Source organism: Mesorhizobium sp. M0816, from assembly GCF_040320005.1.
In the GTDB taxonomy this organism is placed as follows: domain Bacteria; phylum Pseudomonadota; class Alphaproteobacteria; order Rhizobiales; family Rhizobiaceae; genus Mesorhizobium.
In genome coordinates this window covers 61,776-80,913 of record NZ_JAMYOT010000010.1, presented here as the reverse complement: position 1 = coordinate 80,913, position 19,138 = coordinate 61,776, and the positions used below count along the sequence as shown (strand labels likewise).

General features: G+C 61.9%; 23 protein-coding genes and 1 tRNA gene. 12 read left to right on the top strand and 12 right to left on the bottom strand.

Translation table 11 applies throughout. From position 1 onward, the window contains the following. Positions 1–33: 33 nt before the first annotated feature. On the top strand, positions 34–1,272 hold the full coding sequence (locus tag NKI17_RS17575) for an FAD-dependent oxidoreductase (protein WP_352906423.1): 1,239 nt from the start codon (positions 34–36) through the stop codon (positions 1,270–1,272). Here the strand turns inward: NKI17_RS17575 and NKI17_RS17570 are convergent. Both NKI17_RS17570 and NKI17_RS17565 read right to left on the bottom strand, forming a co-directional pair. After that, on the bottom strand, positions 1,220–1,945 hold the full coding sequence (locus NKI17_RS17570; protein ID WP_352570418.1) for a glutathione S-transferase family protein: 726 nt from the start codon (positions 1,943–1,945) through the stop codon (positions 1,220–1,222). The genes NKI17_RS17575 and NKI17_RS17570 overlap by 53 nt on opposite strands. A 1-nt stretch (position 1,946) precedes the next feature. Beyond that, complete coding sequence (locus NKI17_RS17565; RefSeq protein WP_352570416.1) at positions 1,947–2,252, bottom strand: Rieske (2Fe-2S) protein; 306 nt, start codon at positions 2,250–2,252, stop codon at positions 1,947–1,949. A gap of 100 nt (positions 2,253–2,352) precedes the next feature. Here NKI17_RS17565 and NKI17_RS17560 point away from each other — a divergent pair, with 100 nt between their 5' ends. Next, positions 2,353–2,805, top strand: coding sequence for a MarR family winged helix-turn-helix transcriptional regulator (locus NKI17_RS17560; RefSeq protein ID WP_352906421.1), 453 nt, complete (start codon positions 2,353–2,355; stop codon positions 2,803–2,805). A gap of 37 nt (positions 2,806–2,842) precedes the next feature. Here the strand turns inward: NKI17_RS17560 and NKI17_RS17555 are convergent, their stop codons facing one another. Next, the gene (locus NKI17_RS17555) at positions 2,843–3,271 is read right to left on the bottom strand and encodes an anthrone oxygenase family protein (RefSeq protein ID WP_352755802.1); all 429 of its coding nucleotides are present in this window, start codon (positions 3,269–3,271) and stop codon (positions 2,843–2,845) included. 153 nt (positions 3,272–3,424) lie between these two features. On the opposite strand from NKI17_RS17555, the gene NKI17_RS17550 reads away from it, so the two are divergent. The 5 genes from NKI17_RS17550 to NKI17_RS17530 all read left to right on the top strand — a co-directional run bounded on the left by NKI17_RS17550 (position 3,425) and on the right by NKI17_RS17530 (position 8,107). Next, the gene (locus NKI17_RS17550) at positions 3,425–4,078 is read left to right on the top strand and encodes a TetR/AcrR family transcriptional regulator (protein ID WP_352570415.1); all 654 of its coding nucleotides are present in this window, start codon (positions 3,425–3,427) and stop codon (positions 4,076–4,078) included. Between the two features lie 135 nt (positions 4,079–4,213). Beyond that, the gene (gene ilvC, locus NKI17_RS17545; RefSeq protein WP_023676662.1) at positions 4,214–5,233 is read left to right on the top strand and encodes a ketol-acid reductoisomerase; all 1,020 of its coding nucleotides are present in this window, start codon (positions 4,214–4,216) and stop codon (positions 5,231–5,233) included. A gap of 257 nt (positions 5,234–5,490) precedes the next feature. After that, positions 5,491–6,468 (top strand): DUF3592 domain-containing protein, encoded by a 978-nt coding sequence (locus NKI17_RS17540; protein ID WP_352755804.1) that lies wholly within the window; start codon positions 5,491–5,493, stop codon positions 6,466–6,468. A 501-nt stretch (positions 6,469–6,969) separates the two neighbouring features. Next, a complete protein-coding gene (locus NKI17_RS17535; protein WP_023676659.1) occupies positions 6,970–7,491 on the top strand; it encodes a hypothetical protein in 522 nt (173 codons plus the stop codon). Next, a complete protein-coding gene (locus tag NKI17_RS17530) occupies positions 7,484–8,107 on the top strand; it encodes a hypothetical protein (protein ID WP_352906419.1) in 624 nt (207 codons plus the stop codon). The genes NKI17_RS17535 and NKI17_RS17530 overlap by 8 nt, the downstream gene beginning before the upstream one ends. A gap of 10 nt (positions 8,108–8,117) precedes the next feature. Here NKI17_RS17530 and NKI17_RS17525 read toward each other — a convergent pair whose 3' ends face one another. The 3 genes from NKI17_RS17525 to NKI17_RS17515 all read right to left on the bottom strand — a co-directional run bounded on the left by NKI17_RS17525 (position 8,118) and on the right by NKI17_RS17515 (position 9,352). Then, complete coding sequence (locus NKI17_RS17525; protein ID WP_352570507.1) at positions 8,118–8,402, bottom strand: PilZ domain-containing protein; 285 nt, start codon at positions 8,400–8,402, stop codon at positions 8,118–8,120. 176 nt (positions 8,403–8,578) lie between these two features. Next, positions 8,579–9,163, bottom strand: coding sequence for a BA14K family protein (locus NKI17_RS17520; RefSeq protein WP_352570412.1), 585 nt, complete (start codon positions 9,161–9,163; stop codon positions 8,579–8,581). A 51-nt stretch (positions 9,164–9,214) separates the two neighbouring features. Beyond that, the gene (locus NKI17_RS17515) at positions 9,215–9,352 is read right to left on the bottom strand and encodes a hypothetical protein (RefSeq protein WP_352570411.1); all 138 of its coding nucleotides are present in this window, start codon (positions 9,350–9,352) and stop codon (positions 9,215–9,217) included. On the opposite strand from NKI17_RS17515, the gene NKI17_RS17510 reads away from it, so the two are divergent. Together NKI17_RS17510 and NKI17_RS17505 are read left to right on the top strand one after the other, a co-directional pair. After that, complete coding sequence (locus tag NKI17_RS17510) at positions 9,351–10,463, top strand: endonuclease/exonuclease/phosphatase family protein (protein WP_352570410.1); 1,113 nt, start codon at positions 9,351–9,353, stop codon at positions 10,461–10,463. The genes NKI17_RS17515 and NKI17_RS17510 overlap by 2 nt on opposite strands. 7 nt (positions 10,464–10,470) lie before the next feature. Continuing rightward, positions 10,471–11,199 (top strand): hypothetical protein, encoded by a 729-nt coding sequence (locus NKI17_RS17505; RefSeq protein WP_352570409.1) that lies wholly within the window; start codon positions 10,471–10,473, stop codon positions 11,197–11,199. On the opposite strand, the gene NKI17_RS17500 is transcribed toward NKI17_RS17505, so the two are convergent. From NKI17_RS17500 to NKI17_RS17485, 4 genes are all read right to left on the bottom strand, one after another. After that, on the bottom strand, positions 11,196–11,438 hold the full coding sequence (locus NKI17_RS17500; protein ID WP_023720771.1) for a hypothetical protein: 243 nt from the start codon (positions 11,436–11,438) through the stop codon (positions 11,196–11,198). The genes NKI17_RS17505 and NKI17_RS17500 overlap by 4 nt on opposite strands. 114 nt (positions 11,439–11,552) lie before the next feature. Beyond that, complete coding sequence (locus NKI17_RS17495; RefSeq protein WP_352570408.1) at positions 11,553–12,770, bottom strand: ABC transporter permease; 1,218 nt, start codon at positions 12,768–12,770, stop codon at positions 11,553–11,555. A 3-nt stretch (positions 12,771–12,773) separates the two neighbouring features. Further along, positions 12,774–13,481: an ABC transporter ATP-binding protein gene (locus tag NKI17_RS17490; RefSeq protein ID WP_352570407.1), complete on the bottom strand. Its 708-nt coding sequence runs from the start codon at positions 13,479–13,481 to the stop codon at positions 12,774–12,776. Between the two features lie 2 nt (positions 13,482–13,483). Next, a complete protein-coding gene (locus NKI17_RS17485) occupies positions 13,484–14,773 on the bottom strand; it encodes an efflux RND transporter periplasmic adaptor subunit (RefSeq protein ID WP_352854841.1) in 1,290 nt (429 codons plus the stop codon). Positions 14,774–14,884: 111 nt separating this feature from the next. Here NKI17_RS17485 and NKI17_RS17480 point away from each other — a divergent pair, with 111 nt between their 5' ends. The 3 genes from NKI17_RS17480 (at position 14,885) to NKI17_RS17470 (ending at position 17,133) form a co-directional block, all read left to right on the top strand. Then, positions 14,885–15,790 (top strand): PhzF family phenazine biosynthesis protein, encoded by a 906-nt coding sequence (locus tag NKI17_RS17480; RefSeq protein WP_352854840.1) that lies wholly within the window; start codon positions 14,885–14,887, stop codon positions 15,788–15,790. A gap of 105 nt (positions 15,791–15,895) precedes the next feature. After that, positions 15,896–15,971, top strand: a tRNA-Lys gene (locus NKI17_RS17475). Between the two features lie 193 nt (positions 15,972–16,164). Next, positions 16,165–17,133 (top strand): endonuclease domain-containing protein, encoded by a 969-nt coding sequence (locus tag NKI17_RS17470; RefSeq protein ID WP_352906418.1) that lies wholly within the window; start codon positions 16,165–16,167, stop codon positions 17,131–17,133. A gap of 193 nt (positions 17,134–17,326) precedes the next feature. On the opposite strand, the gene cobT is transcribed toward NKI17_RS17470, so the two are convergent. Next, the gene (cobT, locus tag NKI17_RS17465; RefSeq protein ID WP_352906416.1) at positions 17,327–18,337 is read right to left on the bottom strand and encodes a nicotinate-nucleotide--dimethylbenzimidazole phosphoribosyltransferase; all 1,011 of its coding nucleotides are present in this window, start codon (positions 18,335–18,337) and stop codon (positions 17,327–17,329) included. 24 nt (positions 18,338–18,361) lie between these two features. Further along, positions 18,362–19,135 carry an adenosylcobinamide-GDP ribazoletransferase gene (cobS, locus tag NKI17_RS17460; protein WP_352570400.1) on the bottom strand — a complete coding sequence of 258 codons (774 nt, stop codon included), beginning with the start codon at positions 19,133–19,135 and terminating at the stop codon, positions 18,362–18,364. Positions 19,136–19,138: the final 3 nt, after the last annotated feature.

The following is a 19,138-nucleotide window of genomic DNA, read 5'->3' as shown; positions in this document are numbered from 1 at the left end:
GAAGGATTGTCCGGCCTGGGTTGGGTCGGGCAGATGGGCAATTCTCTGGACATCGCGATTGCCGGCGCCGGGCCGGCTGGACGTGCCGCCGCGCTCTATCTCACGCGCGCCGAACATAGGGTCACCATCTTCGAGCGCTTCGACCAGCCAAAGCCGGTCGGGTCCGGGCTGATCCTGCAGCCGACCGGGCTGACGGTGCTTGCCGATCTCGGCCTGCTCGACGACATTCTGGCGCTGGGCAGCCGCATAGACCGCCTGCATGGTGCAGACGCCAGAACTGGCCGCACCGTGCTGGATGTCCGTTATGATGCCCAGCGCGGCGGTCGCTTCGGGCTGGCGGTGCACCGCGCGGCTCTGTTCGGCGTGCTTTTCCGCGCCGCCCGGCGCCAGGCGATCACCATCGAGACAGGTATCGAGCTCAAGACGCTGGAAACCGGCGAACGGGCAACATTGATCTGCGGCAACGGACGACGGATAGGGTCGTTCGACCTGGTAGTGGATGCCAGCGGTTCGCGCTCCAAACTGCGGCGGTGCGTAACCAATCCGGGCGAACCGCGATCGCTCGCCTATGGCGCGTTCTGGGCATCGCTCGGCTGGCGCGGCGAGGGTTTCGACGAGCACGCCCTGCTGCAGCGCTACGACAAAGCGAGCGTGATGATCGGCGTGCTGCCGATCGGCCGGCCTGAGCCCGGTGCCGGGAAGATGGCGGCATTCTTCTGGAGCCTGAAGCCGGCGGATGCCGAGTGCGTATGGGCGGCAGGTCTCGATGCATGGAAGGCGAGATTGGCCGGGCTGTGGCCTGCATGCGCGGCATTCACCGACCAGATCGACAGTTTCGACCAGCTTTCGCTGGCGCGCTATGGCCATCACACGATGAAGACGCCAGCCGGACGGCGATTGGCCGTTATCGGCGACGCGGCCCATTCGACAAGCCCGCAACTCGGGCAGGGCGCGAACATGGCGCTGCTCGATGCAGCTGCGCTCAACTACGCGCTCATAGGAACGGACCGTATCGATACTGCGCTGGGGGCCTATGTCGGGGCGCGGCGATGGCATGTGCGGGTCTTCCAGGCGCTGTCGCTGGTGCTGACGCCGTTTTATCAATCGGATTCAATTGTGATGCCGTTCGTCCGCGACAGGCTGGTGGCGACGCTGGCAAAAGTCCCGCCGGCGCCGCAGTTTCTTGCTTCCATGGTTACAGGAACGGTGCTCAATCCATTCAAGCCGATCGGGCTTGCGGAAGCGCTGTGGCCGGATCGTTTTGGCGGATGATTTCCGAAAGGTGCGAACCCTTAGCCTGCAAGAATGCATGGAGGCGTTGCGCATGATCGGGAGCGACCGCGTCCTTTACGGATGGGCGTTCGTGCAATGCCTTGCGCCAGGCCTGGATATGCGGTTTTCCGTCCAGGATGCCGAAATCGCCGATCCGGTCAAAGACCTCGAAATAACGGAAAATCGGCCCGTAGACCGCGTCGACCAGTGAAAAACGCTCGCGGTCGAAGCATGGTCCAGCCGCGCCGTTCGCCAGTTCCACTTCCAGGCGATCGAACATTGCTGCCAGAGCCCCGCGTTCGGCGATGAAGGCGGCTTCGGTGAGTGCTGAATAGAAGCGGCCGATGGCATTGAGGATTGCTGAGCCGAACTCGATCCAGGCGCGATGCCGGGCACGGGCATAGGGGTCGGTGGGATGCAGCGGATTGGGCTGGGTTTCCTCGAGGAATTCGAGGATGACGAGCGATTCGAAGATCACCGTTTCCTGGCCGTCATGCTCAACGCGGAGCAGCGGCACCTTGCCGAGCGGTGATATCGCCTTGAACCAGGCAGGCTTGTTGGCGAGATCGACCGTGATGCGTTCGAACGGCACGCCCTTTTCGCGAAGTGAAATCGCCGCGCGCTGCACATAGGGGCAAAGATGATGGCTGACGAGAGTGAGCTTGTCGGTCATCTCACTCCCCCCAGACATAGTTCAAGGCACCGTCCTCGACGCGGGTGGAGAGAAACATCAGGCGGGAGCCCTTCCGCGCCGGGCCTTCGAGGCGATCACCGTTCGCCATGTCGAACGAGGCGCCGTGCCACTGGCAGACGAGCTTGCCGTCCTTGCAGTCGAGCGGGCCACCGAAATGCAGGCAGACGTTGGCGGCGGCGCGGATACGCTCGCCGCTGCGGTAGACATGGACCTCGCGGCCGAAGAACGGAGCGATCAGGCTGCCTGTTTCCGGAATGTCGGCGATCTTGCAGATTTCATGCTTCATCGGAATTGCCTCTCATGATTGATGCGATTGCATCTATATAGATGCATTTGCATCGATCGTCAAGCTTGATGCAATTGCATCTATCACCTACGATGCAATCATGACCGGGATTCCTTCACCTCCAGCCATCAAGGCCTGGGCCCGCCTGATGCGGGTTTCGCGCCAGTTGTTGGAACGAGCCGAGGACGCGCTGAAGGACAGTGGCCTGCCGCCGCTTGCCTGGTACGACGTCCTGCATGAGCTTGCCGAGGCGGGCGAGGGCGGATTGCGGCCGTTCCAACTCACCGAGCGCACCCTGTTTGCGCAGTACAACATCTCCCGGCTGCTGGCGCGGCTCGAAGCCGACGCGCAGGTCGAGAAGCTTCCAGTTGCCGATGACGGCCGCGGGCAAACAGTCCGCGTCACAGACAAGGGACGCGAGACGCGCCGCCGCATGTGGGCTGTCTACGGCCGGTCGATCGCGGAGTTGGTCGGCTCCCGGCTTTCCAATGATGAGCTCGACGCGCTGTCAGCTCTGCTTGGGCGCCTGCGAGATCCGCCCGCCCTGGAGTGACACGCCTTCATGACGAAGATGGCACCGATTGGCGAGGTCAGGCACTGCCCAAGAGGAATGCCAACGTCGCCAGAACGCCAAGCCCGACGCGGACCAGATGCAGATTGCCCCATTTGGCGATCAATGTCCGAGCTTCAGGATTGACGGAGTTCGCGTCCATCGCCTCCAGCAACCTACTTGCCGGCATCATCACCAGCAGCGTCCATGGCCAAGGCAGGATGATCAGCAAGGCACCGACCAGATAAGCGAGATTGCCGGTCAGCCACCAGGCGACGAGGCCCAGAATACAGGCGATGACGGCGATCGAGGCCTGCATGGCGGCGCCGCGCTTGTAGGAAGGCTGCCATTCCTGCAGCAATGCCTTGTCATCGAGGCGAAGCCGCGCCGGCTGCTCGGCGACGCTGACGTAGATAGCCGCGCCAGCGAACACTGCGGCAACGGTCAAGGCAAGCAATCCGGCGAGCATGATCCGTGTCTCCCGTGATGCCCCGCATGGAGCAAACAGAAATAAAGGCTTGCGTCGGGTCGGGCAATACGCCATAAATCCGAACCGTAACGTACGGTACGCCATCGAGCTCGTATCTGAACTGCGGGTGAGTTTGCCTCCTGAGGAAAAACTGTGTTGCACGCTGTGACCGACATCGACACCAGCGAGGCGCTGACGGAGCGGCAGAAGGACGTGCTCGACGCCGCCCTTCGCCTGCTGGTCGAAGAGGGCGATCAGTTGACCATGACCGCCGTGGCGCGGCGGGCGAGCTGCTCGAAGGAGACGCTCTACAAATGGTTCGGCGATCGCGACGGGCTGTTGACGGCAACGGTACAATGGCAGGCGTCCAAGGTGCGGATAGTGCCGGTCGACCGCAAGGGGCTCGACCTCCCTTCGCTGACGGCGAGCCTCGAACGCTTCGCTTCGGACTGGCTCAAGGTAATTTCGAGCGACACCTCGATCGCGCTGAACAGGGTGGCGGTCGGCCATGCTAGTTCGGGGAAGGACGATCTCGGCGCCATCGTGCTGGAGAACGGCCGCTTCGCACTGGCCAAGCGCCTCAAGCCGGTGCTGGAGGCCGGGAGACAGGCCGGGTTCCTTGAATTTTCGGACGCGGAGACGGCGTTCCGCACCTTTTTCGGGCTGGTCGCCCGTGACGTGCAGATCCGCTTGCTGCTTGGCGACCGGCTGGAATTGACTGATGTGGCGATCGGCGGCGATGCCGTCCGGGCGACGCAGCAGTTTCTCGCTCTTTTCGGGGCAAAAACCGGGCCGCAGGGCCCATAGAGCCGGATGATTTCAGGTCAAATCGACCTGAAATCTGAATCCGGCTCTACACTAAAAGATGGAGCATGATGTCGTCCGAAAACCGCTTCACACTTTTCGGCATCATGCTCTGGTTCAAAACGGGAAGGAAGAAAAATGCGTGTCTATTACGATCGCGACGCCGATCTCAACCTGATCAAGGGCAAGAAGGTCGCTATCATCGGCTATGGCAGCCAAGGCAGGGCGCATGCGCTCAACCTCAAGGATTCCGGCGTCAAGGACATCGCCATCGGCCTCAAGGCCGGCTCGGCGACCGCCAAGAAGGTCGAGGCCGACGGGCTCAAGGTGATGAGCGTAGCCGATGCCGCCAAATGGGCCGACCTGATGATGATGGCGACGCCGGATGAGCTGCAGGCCGACATCTACAAATCCGAGATCGCGCCAAACATCCGCGATGGCGCGGCAATCGCCTTCGCCCACGGCCTCAACGTGCATTTTGGCCTGATCGAGCCCAAAGCTTCGGTCGACGTCGTGATGATCGCGCCGAAGGGGCCTGGCCATACGGTGCGCGGCGAATACCAGAAGGGCGGTGGCGTGCCGTGCCTGGTCGCGGTCAACCAGGACGCTTCGGGCAATGCGCTCGACCTGGCGCTCTCCTACGCCTGCGGCGTTGGCGGCGGCCGCTCGGGCATTATCGAGACCAATTTCCGCGAGGAGTGCGAGACCGACCTGTTCGGCGAGCAGGTGGTGCTGTGCGGCGGCCTGGTCGAATTGATCCGCGCCGGCTTCGAGACACTGGTGGAAGCCGGCTACGCGCCGGAAATGGCCTATTTCGAGTGCCTGCACGAGGTCAAATTGATCGTCGACCTGATCTATGAAGGCGGCATCGCCAACATGAACTACTCGATCTCGAACACCGCCGAATGGGGCGAATATGTCTCGGGCCCGCGCATCATCACTGCCGAGACCAAGGCCGAGATGAAGCGCGTTCTGAAGGATATCCAGACCGGCAAGTTCACCTCGGAATGGATGCAGGAATACCGCGCCGGCATGTCGCGCTTCAAGGGCATCCGCCGCAACAACGACAGCCACCAGATCGAGGAAGTCGGCGCCAAGCTGCGCGCGATGATGCCGTGGATCTCGAAGAACAAGCTGGTTGATAAGGCCAAGAACTGAAGGAAATCCACGTTCGTTTCGTTACCCGTCCTCGGGCTTCGCCCTGCGGGCGCGTGGGAATTTCCATGAACAAGCTGGTCGACAAGGCCAAGAACTGATCGCAATTTCATTGCCGATCAAGAAAGGCCGGCGGAGCGATCCGCCGGCCTTTTCGCATCAAGATTGTGTGGTTTCTAGGCTTCTGCACAGGCGCACTATCCTCATCACCGTGATATGCCTGTGCGGGGCATGGCACAAAAGTGCCAAGGGGGTGAGCGTTGGAACTCAAATTTCTGTTGGTCGGGTTTGCCTGCGCGGTTGCCGGCATGCTCTCCCTCGTCACCTTGCTGAAATGGTGGGAGGTGAGGGCGGTCAGCCGCTGGTCTCCGACGCCGGGAAAGATCATCTCGTCGCGGGTCGAGGCTCGCGAGGTGACCAGTTCGGGATCCGGTTCGGACAGCAGAGGGTCGACCGAAATCCGCAACTTCCCGGCAATCACCTTCGAATACAAGGTGAACGGCAAGACATTTCGCAGTTCGCACTACAGCGTGCAGGAGAACCTTGGAAACTTTGCCGTGGCGGAAACCCTTGCGAAATTTCCAAACGGGGCCGGCGTAACCGTCTTCTACAATCCGGCCGATCCGGCCAAGGCCGTGATCGAACGCACCATGCCCGACGGCTCCTTCAAGTTCATGGTCCAGCTTTCGGCCGGGCTGGTGGTCGGCGCGCTTGTATTGGTCTTCTCCGTCGGCGGCGTCCTCGAAGCGATCCGGCCGTTTTTGCCCAGGCCGCAGAACCTCGGCGCCGCGGCCCTGCTGCTTTTCATGGGATTGTTTGTCCTGCGCATGGGCTTTGCCCAGAAGTCACTTGCGGAACAGGCGGCCAAATGGCCGATCACGGCAGGACGCATCGATGCTTCGGGCCTGCAGAAATTCGAGACCCGCGACAGGTCCGGAGGCGGCTATCGGCCCTGGCGAACAGTCTTCAAATCCCGCATCGTCTATAGCTATAGCGTCGCCGGCCAGCGCTACGCCGCCGATCGCATCGCTTTCGGCGCAAACGTGACGGCTTCGCTGCCGAGCCTCGTCAGCGGTCAATCACAGCGCTATCTTCAGGGCGACAGGGTTGAGGTCCACTACGATCCCGACAACCCAGTTGCAGCGGTTCTCGAATGCAGGGTGAGCGGGCTTTGGCTCCTGTGGGTCTGCGCCGTTGGCTTGATAGGTGGAGCCGCGCTGCTTGTCGGGGTGATCTAATGCTGAAGCTGCCGTCCTAGACGCTGTAGATCCAGAGGAAGAGGACACTTGTCGTCAGCACCTGACAAGAACTCCGCTGTCGAAGCCCGGCCATGTCAGTCTCAACGTCGCCCCGTCGACCACAATATGGATGACACGGGAGAACGGCTCTTCGGCCGACGGGTCGGATCCGTAGCATTGGCTGGCCCGCGCCACCCAGCCCGTGGGCGTCTTGAGGAACGTTGCGTATTCGCAGCCGAGAGCAGGGACCGACAGCGCGTCGCGGTATAATGTGTAGACAGTCTGGCGTTGAACATCCGCAACGGCGGTACAGTTCGATCTGTTCCCGGACCATATGCCCACATACTGTTCCGCGGCGAAGGCGTGGCCGCACGAAAATGCTAGGATCGAAATGAGCATCAAGAGATTTCGCATGATCGATTCTTCTTTTCGACGTGGCCTTGGGCCATGCTAAAGCATCGATGCTCAGACTTCACAATGATGCTGCTCCAAGGGACTTAAATGATCATCCACAAAGCAGCAGCTATTTTTCTGAGCATGCTGAGCCTGTTGCAAGCAGCGAACGCAACAGAATGTTCGCTCAGCCATGCGACCTATCGCGAGCCGCGTTCGGGAGCGACGATACAGTTCCGGCCAACCAACAATGAGCCGGCCGCGCTGACGACCGAGGTCTTTTCGTTGATCGTGCCCAACACCGACATTCGTCTGCCGTCGGACATTACCTGGACCAATGGCAAGTACTCGTTTCCTGTGGGCACGATCCGGCACACCTGCACCGACGACGATCGTGAGGCTGGTCTCGAGGACGGCACCGGGCTGTGCAGAGTGTGGGATGGGCAGGTCTATGCGTTCAATGCAGGCGGTGCCGAGCAGTTGAGTTCCCGCGAAGCCTCGCCGGCGCCGGCAGGGTTGCTGTTGCCTGACTTCGGCGCGATTTTTACCGAATGGCCCGATTTCGCCAAAGCCAATCCCGATGGTTCAGCCTGGGACGCCTTTAGCTTGACGGGTTGTAGCGATGAATAGCAAGAGACTGCCGGCCTGCATCTTCGCCCTGCCGGTCCTTATGGCCATGGCAACCGGCGCTCGTGCCGACCAAAGCAAACCGTCGCGTCCGCCTCTCGACAAATGCGCTTGGGAACGGCTGGCGGACAAGGATGTCGGGCTGGCTGCCTGGGTGCAGCGCTGCGATTTCGGTTTTCGCCGGATTCATTTCGAGCTTGGCGGCAATGCTCTTGCCATCAAATACAGCGACGGCGGGCCGGCCGATCCCGTCGTCGAAGTCTTCGATATGCTGCCTGGCGAGGCCGCCGATGCTGCATTACAGCGCATATACTCGCAGAAGACCGAGAAGGCTGTCAGCACACGTTGCGTGTTCATGCCTTACACCGAAGGGGTCACGCCCACGGGCACCCTGCGGTATGTCTTCAGTCCCGATGCCGTTTATCTCAGTGAATTGAAAGCCGTTGCCGACCCTGACGAGGTCGGCGAACCGCCGTGCGGCGAATGGGGCGAAGCCCCGGACGGCATTCAGTATTTCGAGGTGCAATCACCCGAACTGCGAAAGCTTCTATTCGTTCGCGTCGGCCAGGATGAGCCGCTGTTTGACGAGCAGACACTGCGAGTCCTGCCACCCGGATAGCGCCGGGATCTCAGCCGTAGTGCCAGCTGGGCTTTGGTTCGGTGCCGGTGAACATCACCCCAATTCGGTCCTCGCGGCGCCAGCGAACCACCGCCTTGTAGGCAATGCCGTCGGTCGGAACATAGAGCAGGAACTCATCGGGCACGCGCGCGTCGATCGAGACCTTTAATTCGGCACCGCCCGCATGCATGTTGCGCAGTGTGCATGTGACCTCGGAGTTGGTCATGCCGGTCAGGATCGCCGCGCCCTTCAAGACGCGCTGCCGGTGTTTGTCCCTCTGTTCGTCCTCGGCCATCGCACGCAATCCAGCCATCTTCGCGTCTCGGGCGTTCTGATCGGGAGGATTATTAGACCTGCCTGATAAAAATAACGTTATCACCAGTGGAGGCTGGCGATTTTTCGCGGTTGCTGGCCGTAAGAAAAAATCGGCGCCGCAACGCGCGGCGCCAGACGATATTATTACCGGCCTGCTCAGCTATAGGGCGAGTAGCATTGCTGGCGCGGCCCGTTATAGGGCTGGAACGTGTTGTCCCAGGCGCGGTACGACCGGTAGCGATTGTAGCACCATTGGACATGCGCGCTGGAAAGCCGCTGTGTCCGGTAGTAGCGCCGCGGTGCGGGCGCATCGTAGTAGTTGTAATTGTTGTATAGGCTGCCGAGGCCAAACCCCAGGCCCAGCCCAAGAATCGCGGCGCCGGCACCATCATCGTAATAACCGCCGCGGTAATGGCGGCGGTGATGGCGCCAACGCCAGTTGTCATTCCAGCCGCCATTGTCCCAGTGTCTCGAGAAATGACGGCCGCGGAAATTGTTGGACCGCCATCTCCAACCATCGTCGCCGCGCCATTGCCGAACGCCGTGATTGCGCCAACGCCAGATCTGCCTGTCATTGCCGCCTGCCCAATCTTCACGAATTTGCACGATGTCGGCGGCATTGCCCGCCACCGGCAGCAGAGGTTTGGGCATCGGCCCGGCAAGCGACGGGGCCGAGAGGCCGGCGATCAGACCGAGGGCCATCAGCCCGGATCTGGCGGAAGATAAAAAGAGCGGTTTCATCGCACTCTCCGAAGATTCAGGCCCCACGCCCAGAATACCCCGGGGAAGGGCCTATTGATGGAACTTTCCATCTGAACGGAAGATGAACAAAAAGGTTCCGTCAACCATAACGAGCGCGCGATCAATCAGAGCCGCCTGATTTCTGCGCCCTTGTTTTCGGGCGCGCTTGCGGGCAAAGGTCAAAGCCATGTCGCTGCGCCTTGCCACCTTCAACGTCGAAAACCTGATGAACAGGTTTGATTATTCCGGATACCGCAATCAGCTCAACGAAGATCGCACGCTGGCGCTTTTCGACATCCAGAGCGAGGCCGAATACAAGATGCTCGAGCAGGCGCGGGCCATCGCGCAGTCCGACGACACGCGGCAGTTGACGGCGCTGGCGATCGCGGCCACCCGCGCCGACATCATCTGCATGCAGGAGGTCGACAATATCGAGGCGCTGAGGGCCTTCGAATATGGCTATTTGTTCAAGATGGTGGGGCAAGGCTACCGGCAGAAATACACCACCGCCGGCAATGATTCGCGCGGCATCGACGTCGCCGTGATGATGCGCAACGAGACCGCGCAGGGCCAGCCGATCGAATTCGTGCGCATGACCAGCTACGCCTATGTCACGTTCGAGCAATTCGGCCTGCACACGCCGGAATTGGCAGCGCTTGGGTATCAGGCCAATGAGCGCATCTTCCGGCGCGACTGCCTGGAAATCGATCTGACGGTGGCTGGCGCGCCGTTGACGCTCTACCTCGTTCATTTCAAGTCGATGGGCTCGCCCCGCAACGGCCTCGACGGCCGTGAAGCGACAATGCCGCTGCGCATCGCCGAAGCTCAAGCAGTGCGCCGGATCATCGAGGAGCGCTTCGGCACGGACCATGCCGCCGACAAGCGCTGGGCAATCTGCGGCGATATGAACGACTACCGGCAGCGCGTGAAGATCACTGGCGATGTTTTCGACGGCTATCGCTTCGAGGTGATCGACGAGACCCGGTCCTGCATCGATGTGCTCACTGCCGGCGGTTTTTGCGAAAACGCGGTCGAGCGGCGGCCGGAAATGGACCGCTGGACTTTCTATCACACGCGCGGACCGGAAGAGCGGCATCTCTGCCAGCTCGACTACATCCTTTTGTCGAGCGCGCTGGCCAGGCAGAACGCCACCGCGGTTCCCGATATCATCCGCAACGGTCAGCCTTGGCGCACCATATTTCCAGCGGGCCAGGAGGTCGAGCGCTTCCCGCGTGCCGGGTGGGACCGGCCGAAGGCATCCGACCATTGCCCGGTAGCAATTGCCCTCGACATGGTGTGAGACAGGCGTGAGTTTCGATCTGCCGCGCAACGTCATCCTGCCGGTCGATGCCATCGACGTCAGGCTCGATTCCGGCCCGCATCCGTTCGAGCGCGATCATGCCGACGCGATCGCCGAGAACTGGCGGCGTGAGACCGCGGCCAAGCCGGCGCTTTTCGACGGCACCGTGGTGCTGCTTTCTGCTCTCAGCTATCGCGACAATCGCCTCGTTGGCCGCTGCCATGCGGTGCGATATTCGACCTTCATGCTTTGGCGCGGCAATCGACAGGTGGCCGGGGCCGAGCACGCCTATGCCCATGCCATGCTGGTCGCCGGCGACAATGCGCTTGTGGCGATCCGCATGGCGCCGCATACGGTCAATGCCGGCCGCATCTACTTCGCCGCCGGTTCGTTCGAGCCAACCGATTTCCGCGACGGCCTTGTCGACGTCGACTTCAACATGATCCGCGAGGTGCGCGAAGAGACCGGTCTCGACCTGTCAGGCGCGACACGCGGCAGGCGCCATTACGCCCTGTCGACGGCAAGCGGCACGGTGATCTTTCGCCGCTACCGCGAGACGGCCTCCGCCGACGACCTGGCACAGCGGATCAGCGCTTTCGTCGCGGCCGAGTCAGAGCCTGAAATCGAAGGCCCCGTAATCATCCGCAATGCAGCCGACCTGCCGGACGGGCTGATGCCGCATATGAGACCGCTGATCGAATGGCACTTTGCGAGCGAGCAAGGTTTCCAACTCTAACGTCGTAGCCTACCTTCAATAGCCTTGCGGTCGTTGCGGGCAGCGACAAAATACAACAGCACGCCGAGACCCAGGAGCGCGCCCATCGCCGTTCCCATCGTCTGCCCAATTACCTGCTGGAAGTCAGCGGTGACGCGATCGGGATTCTCCATCCCATAAAGGATCAAATTCCACCAAAGCCCTGCCAAGGCGGCTTCGACGATCACAATCGCCAAAGCCAGTCGCGCTTTCTTGCTCATCCATTGTTCCCCCCTTAATCCCCAACAGCATTGTTATCATTGCAGAATGTGCTGCGACAAGGGCAGGTTGCATAAAAAATTGGCAGCGTCTGGAGGCGACACTTGCTGCAATGCCTATTCATGCCTCAGCGCGTCGATCGGGTTAAGCCGCGCGCCGCGCAGCGCCGGGAAGAAGCCGAACACCATGCCGATCAGCGCGGAGAAGCCGACCGCAAGCAGGATGACCGCCGGGCTTGGCGCAAACGGGATCGTCAGCGTCACCGAGGCGAGGCCGGCCAGCGCCAGGCCGATCAGGATGCCGATGATGCCGCCAAGCAGCGACAGCACGGTTGCCTCGACCAGAAACTGGATGAGGATATGCTTTTCATGGGCGCCGATGGCGAGCCTGATGCCGATCTCGCGCGTGCGTTCGGTTACCGACACCAGCATGATGTTCATAATGCCGATGCCGCCGACGAGCAGGCTGACGCCGGCGACGGCGCCGAGCATGCCAGTCATGGTGGTGGTCGCGCTGGCCATGGCATCGGCGATTTGGGTCATGTCGCGGATCGAGAAATCATCGTCACGGTCGGGCGTGATGCGGCGTGTGTCGTGCAAGATGTCCTCGACGCGCTGCTGCAGCACCGTAGTCGGCGTACGGTCGTCGGCGGCGACATAGATCGAGTCGATGTCGCGATTACCGGCAATGCGACGCTGATAGGCGGCGAGCGGCATCAGCACGACATTGTCCTGGTCCTGGCCGAAACCGGTATAGCCCTTCGGTTCGAGCAAGCCGATGATCTTGCAGGAGGTGCGGTTGACGCGGATGATCTCGCCTTCGGGGTCGCCGGCACCGAAGAACTGCTGGCGCACCGTCTCGCCGATGAGGCAGACGTCGGTGCCCGAGCGGGTTTCCGAATCGCTGAACGGGCGGCCCGAAACCAGCTTCCAGTCGCGGGCATCGAGATAGGCGCTGTCGGTTCCGGTGACGCCCGAGGTCAGGCTTTCGGTGCCGAAAATGACGCGCACCTGCTTTTGCGACGCCGGCGAGATGGCGCGCGAGCCGTCCAGATGCGCGGCAAGCGCGGTGATATCCTTGTAGGCAAGAGGCCGGACCACCTGGTCGAGCCCTCCAGGTCCGCCAGGCCCGGCCGGACGGCCGGAACGGATGACGAGCAGATTGCTGCCGAGCTTGGAAATATCGGACTTGACCTTTTCGGTGGTACCCGAGCCGATGGTCAGCATGGCGATGACGGCGGCAACGCCGATGACGATGCCGAGCAGCGTCAGGAACGAGCGCAGCACGTTGCGGCGGATGGAGCGAAGCGAGAGGCGGACGGTTTCCCAGATCATGATTTAGGCCATCTCGAGATTGGCTGTGTCGGAGGCGACATGGCCATCGAGGAAACGGATCGTGCGCTGGGCATAGCCGGCAACATCGGCTTCGTGCGTGACCATGGCGATGGTCAGGCCGAGCTCGCTGTTCAACTGCGTCAGGAGCTCCATGATCTCGTGCGTGCGGGCGGTGTCGAGATTGCCGGTCGGCTCGTCGGCGACGAGCAGCGTCGGCCTGGTGACGATGGCGCGGGCGATGGCCACGCGCTGCTGCTGGCCGCCGGAGAGCTCGGCCGGCGTATGATGCTCGCGGCCGACAAGGCCGACCTCGGCAAGCGCCTGCATGGCAAGATCGCGGCGCTCGCGGGCACCAACGCCGCGATAGATCAGCGGCAGTTCGACATTCTCGGCGGCCGTGGTGCGCGGCAAGAGGTTGTAGCCTTGGAAGACGAAGCCGACATAGAGGTTGCGCAGCACGGCGCGGCGGTTGCGATCGAGACGGCCGGCGTCGATGCCTTCGAAGCTGTAGGTCCCAGCGGTCGGCGTGTCGAGGCAGCCAATGATGTTCATGGCCGTCGATTTGCCCGAACCGGACGGGCCCATGATGGCGACGAATTCGCCGCGCCTGATGGCGAGGTCGACGCCGGCCAGCGCATGCACCCGGGCCTCGCCCTGGCCATAGCTTTTCCAGACCTTGTCGAAGCCGATGAGGGTCGCGCCCGATGCCACGATCAGCTCCGCTGCTGCGAGGCGGTAATGACTTGCGCGCCTTCCTCCAGGCCGGAAACGATCTCGGTCAGTTCGCCATCTGTCGAGCCGACCCTGACGTTGACCGGATGCGGCCGGCCATTCTCCAGCACGTAAAGCGTGCGCGAGCCGTCGCTGGGCTTCGTCGCCGCCTGGCGCTGGCGGTTGCCGCCCGGGCGCCCCATGCGGCCGGTGAACAGGTCGGTGAGGCTCCAGCCGCGCTCTGCCGTTTGCGCCGGCCGGTAGCGGAAGGCGATCGATGGCACGGTGAGCACGTTCTTGGCCTGCTTGGTGACGACCGAGACGGTGGCTGTCATGCCGGGCCGCAACAGAAGCTCGCTATTGTCGACGTCGAGCCTTGCATCATAGGTAACGACACCGTCGGTGGTGACCGAGGCATAGGAAATGTCGCGGATTTCGGCGTCGAATGGCCGTTCGGGGAACGCGTCGACGGTGAAGCGCGCATGCTGGCCGGGTTTGACGGCGCCGATATCGGCCTCGTCGACCGCAGCCTTCAATTCCATGTTCTTCAAATCCGCAGCGATGACGAACAGCACCGGCGCCTGCAGCGAGGAGGCGACCGTCTGGCCGGGATCGACCGAGCGCGTCAGTATGATGCCATCGATCGGAGCGTAGATTGTGCTCTTGGCAAGATCCGTCTGCTGCGCCTTGAGATCGGCATTGGCCATGGCGAGGTTGGCTTTGGCGATATCGAGCGCTGCCTTCGAGCGGTCGCGCGTGGCGGTTGCCGCTTCAAGCGACTGGTCCGTCGCCATGCCGCGCTTGGTCAGTTGCGCCGCGCGCACCAGCGCCTTTTCGTTTTCGGCCAGGGTCACGGTGGCGTCCTCGACGCTCGCCGCCGCTGCCTTGGCGGAGGCCTGGGCGCGCTCGATCTGCACCTCCAGCTTTGCGGTGTCGAGCGCGGCCAGCACATCGCCCTTCTTCACCAGCTGGTTCTCGTTGACCGAAACCGAGCGGACGACGCCGGAGAGTTCGCTGGAAATATCGACCTGGGTGAGAGGCTGCAGCGTGCCGGTAGCCGAAACCGCGACGGTAAGGTCGGCCATGGCGGCCAGTGTCGTGGTATACTCGATCTTGGCGGGCGAGCCCGCATACCACTGGTAGCCGACGACACTCGCGGCGACGGCAAGCAGTGCGAACACTGCGTAAAGCCAACCGCGACGTTTTGTCTTCAGGCCCTGGTGGTCGAGCCCGAGCGCCGTCTCGATGGCGGAGGCGGATTCCGTCTTTGGCAGATTGACAATCTGGTCCACGCCGGACCCCTATGTTCAGTGATATCCCATCAGTGCACAAATCAGGCCTTATGGTTCAAAATTCAAATTAAATTTCGCTCATGTTTGGAATGAGGCAGAGGACTTACTGAGATGCAGCCGCGGAATTACTTGCTTTACGACGTATTCACCACCAACCGGCTGGCCGGCAATCCGCTGGCCGTCGTGCTCGACTGTGACGGGCTCAACGTTGCGGCGATGCAGGCGGTGGCGCGCGAGTTCAACCTGTCCGAAACCGTCTTCGTGCTGCCGCCGGACAACCCGAAGCACCGGGCCCGCATCCGTATCTTCACGCCCGACTATGAAATGCCGTTCGCCGGCCACCCAACCGTCGGCTCGGCGATAGCGCTCGCCGAAATGGCGGGAGAGGCCGCCGGCATCTTCGTGCTCGAGGAGAATATTGGCCCGGTGCGCTGCGCTGTCAGCAAGCACGACGGTTCGACCTTTGCCGAGTTCGACCTGGCGAAACTGCCGGCGCAGCTGGCATTGTCGGCCGATCCCGAGGCGATCGGCGCGGCCCTTGGCCTTGGGCCGCACGAGATCGGCTTCGAGAACCACCGCGTTTCGTTCTGGTCGGCGGGCGTGCCCTACGTGACCATCCCCGTCGCCAATCTGGAGGCGGCCGCCCGGATCAGGCTGGACAACCAGGCCTGGTCGGAGCTCGCACCACGCAAGAGCGAATGGGCCTTCGCCAGCCCCTATGTCTATTGCCGCGAGACGGTGCACCATGACAGTGCCTTCCATGTCCGCATGATGGTGCCCGGCAATCCGTCCTACGAAGACCCGGCGACCGGCTCAGCGGCGGCCGCGTTCGCTGGCGCGATCATGCATTTCGACGGCCCGACCGACGGCGTTTCACAACTGTGGATCGAGCAGGGGCTGGAGATGGGCCGGCCTTCGCGCATTCGCCTCGAACTGAATGTCGAAGGCGGCAAACTGGCGGCCGCCCGCATCGGCGGCCATGCGGTGAAGGTGGCTGAAGGCAGGCTTTTTGTTTGACGACCTCGGCACTTCGGCGATTTGTCGGGAAATGAATCCCACGGGGCTGGACATGGCGGATGTCGGCGGCTATATGCCCGCCAACGCCGGTTTTGCCGGCCGAGTGGGTGCGTAGCTCAGTTGGTAGAGCAGCTGACTCTTAATCAGCGGGTCCACAGTTCAATCCTGTGCGCACCCACCAAAGATTTCAAAAATTTGGTGGAAAAGACCCTGGAATGCGAGACGCGTTGACCCGTCTCGGGCCTGTGGCGATAAGGCGCGGGTTTGATGCTCGGCTGCGAAGCAGCAGTAAATTTTTTCTCTTGGCTAGACGTACGGAAAGACGGATGGCAATTTCCGAGCTTGCTGTCTTCTAGTCATTGAAAAGAGAACGCTTGGTACCCGATCACTATGCCATCGTTTATACGGAAGAGACGCGAAGAATCTTCGTGATAATTTCTGAGATTTTCGGTGATTTTGTCCTTACCAAGAGCTGTTCCGGCTCGAATTGCGGCTGCATCGGCTGCATGATGTTCTCGTCAAAAGTGCTGATTGGCGAAGCCGAATTCTCGGTCCTTGACCTTGATGGATCGAAGGCTCTGGATGAAAATCTGATGGCTTATTCATTCACAGAGGAAGGAGAAACCTTTCTTTTCGGCCTTAAGCACAAGTACAAGGCTTACAAGAGTACGATTAACAAAGAGAAGCTTGACAAGATTTTCAGATTTCCAGATGCCGTTGTCATCATCAAACGTGAGGAGGACGGCACTTTTACCCATTCTTATGTTTCGCCGACCGTGGATGGGCGTGTCATATCACGGGGTTGCCGGGCAACACCGCACTGCCCATGCGTCGGATGCCGGATCGTAGATATGTGGTACACCAAGGCGCCCGGCCATATCACACCTGCGGTGGATATCTCAGAGGGGAGGGCTTCTGCAGAAGGAGAATTGATTCTTCCGATCTTTGAGGTCTTTGAGGGCGAAGAAATTATTTCGAAGATGCTGACGCGCGACCCGTCCGTTCGCCATGCCTTTTCTCCGAATATCTTCGATTCTCCCCTTGAGCAGATGTTCTACGAGCTCGCCTTTCTAGACCTGCATATATATCCACAGCATCCTGTCGGGAAATATCGCTTGGACTTTGCGATCCCCGACAAGCGCATAGCCATCGAACTCGATGGACATGAATATCATAAGACCAAGTACCAGCGTACCCACGATGCAAAACGAGACCGCTGGTTGTATGGCCAAGGATGGACCGTCTTACGATTTACAGGGACGGAAATTCATCAGAACTTGGACCACTGCCTTGACGAAATATGCACGTTGGTTGGCATCGAGCGTGTAAGTAAGTCCCAATAGAGCGCGGTAGAATGTGCAGGCCCGGCCGGCCACAGCTGTGTTATGTGCGGGCTTGCCAAGGCCGGGCTTGAACTTGACCTTCATGGCAATCTAGCGGGTCACTGTGATCTGCGAACCAGGATCCATGCTGCGGTCCCAGAATGCCAGCCGCGACCTCTTGCGGATCAAGCTCATAGGCCGATGTTGAACTGGATTACTTCTCAGACACCCCAGCCTCGCCAAAGCTTGCCATGCGGGCGTGGCATTCGAGTGCCGAGCGGACGATGTTGATGGCGAGGCAGGCGCCGGAGCCTTCGCCGAGCCGCATGCCGAGGTCGAGCAAGGGCGGCAGGCCCAGCGCCTCGAGCAGGCGGCGGTGGCCGGATTCGGCCGAGACATGGGCTGCCAGAGTGTGGGCGAGGCCAGCAGGGTGCAGCGCTGCCAAGGGTGCCGCGGCGGCGGTGCAGACGAAGCCGTCGAGCAGCACCGGGACGCCTAGGTGGCGCGCAGCCAGCGTCGCACCAAGGATCGCCGCGAGCTCGCGGCCGCCGAGGGCTGCCGCTATCTTCAGGGGGTCGGCTAGCGCCGGGGCGTGGCGCTTCAGGCCGGCCTCGATGGCGACGATCTTGCGCACGAGGCCGGCGTCGTCGACGCCGGTGCCACGCCCTGTCCATCGCTCCGCGCCGCCGCCGAACAGCGCGGTCGAGATGGCCGCCGCCGGCGTGGTGTTGCCGATGCCCATTTCGCCGAAACATACAAGGTCGAGATCCCTGCTGATCGCGTCGTAGCCTGCCGAGACGGCGGCGAGGAAGGCTTCGTCGTCCATCGCCGGCTCTTGCGTGAAGTCGCCGGTCGGACGGTCGAGGTCGAGCGGGATGACGTCCAGCTCCGCGCCGGCGATGCGGGCAAGCTGGTTGATGGCGGCGCCGCCGCCGGCGAAATTCGCCACCATCTGCGCGGTGACCTCCGACGGGAAGGCCGACACGCCTTGCGCGGTGACGCCGTGGTTGCCGGCAAAGACGAAAACCTTGACGCGGTCGAGCTTTGGTATGTCGCGGCCCTGCCAGCGCGCCAGCCAGGCGGCTACTGTCTCCAGCCGGCCGAGGCTGCCTTGCGGCTTGGTCAGCGTGTCCTGGCGGTGGGCGACGGCGTTGGCCGCGGCGTCGCTGCCATTGGGCAGGTCGAGGCAGGCGGTGCGCAGTTTATCGAGCGATTTGAAAGGCATGGGGGCAAAATCTCCGAAACAGAGTCAAGACAGGGAAACGGAAGCGACGAGCAGGATTGCGATCTCGCCGAGCTGCTGAAGGGCGCCTACGGTGTCGCCGGTCTGGCCGCCGATCTGGTTGAGGCAAAGCGCGCGGAAGGCGGCGAATAACAGACCGAGCAGGATGATCGCGAAAACGGCAGCGCCGAACCCAAGCGCCAGCAGCGCGACCGCACCGAGTACGGCACCGATGCCAGCTGTTTTAGCCGAGACGGTGCCTGCTTCGGCCGAAAGGCCGTCGCTGCGGGCCGGCGGCAGCAGGTGCATGAAGGCGCCGAGCAGGCCGCGCGAAGCGGCATGCGCGGCAATGAGAGCCCAGAAGACATGAGCCGGGCCGGCGAATCCAGAGAGTACGCTCCAGCGGATCAGCAGCGAGACAGCAAGTGCACAAGCGCCGTAGGCACCGATGCGGCTGTCGCGCATGATCTCCAGCTTTCTGTCGCGTGTCTTGCCGCCGCCAAAACCGTCGGCGACATCCGAAAGCCCGTCCTCATGCAGGCAGCCGGTAGCGAGCAAGATCGCGGCAAGGGCCAACGCGGCAACAGGACCTGCGGCTAGGCCGAGCCTTGTGCCGATGGCGTAAACCAGCGCACCGACCAGAGCGACGGCGAGACCGGCAACGGGTGCAGCCCAGATCGCAGCGGCAAGGCTGCGGCCACGGAAGTCGGCTCTCGGCAGCGGCAGCCGGGTAAAGAAGACGAGGCAAAGCGCGATATCATCGAGAATTTGCTGTTGCGAGGGGATCTGGAGGTTGAGCATGAT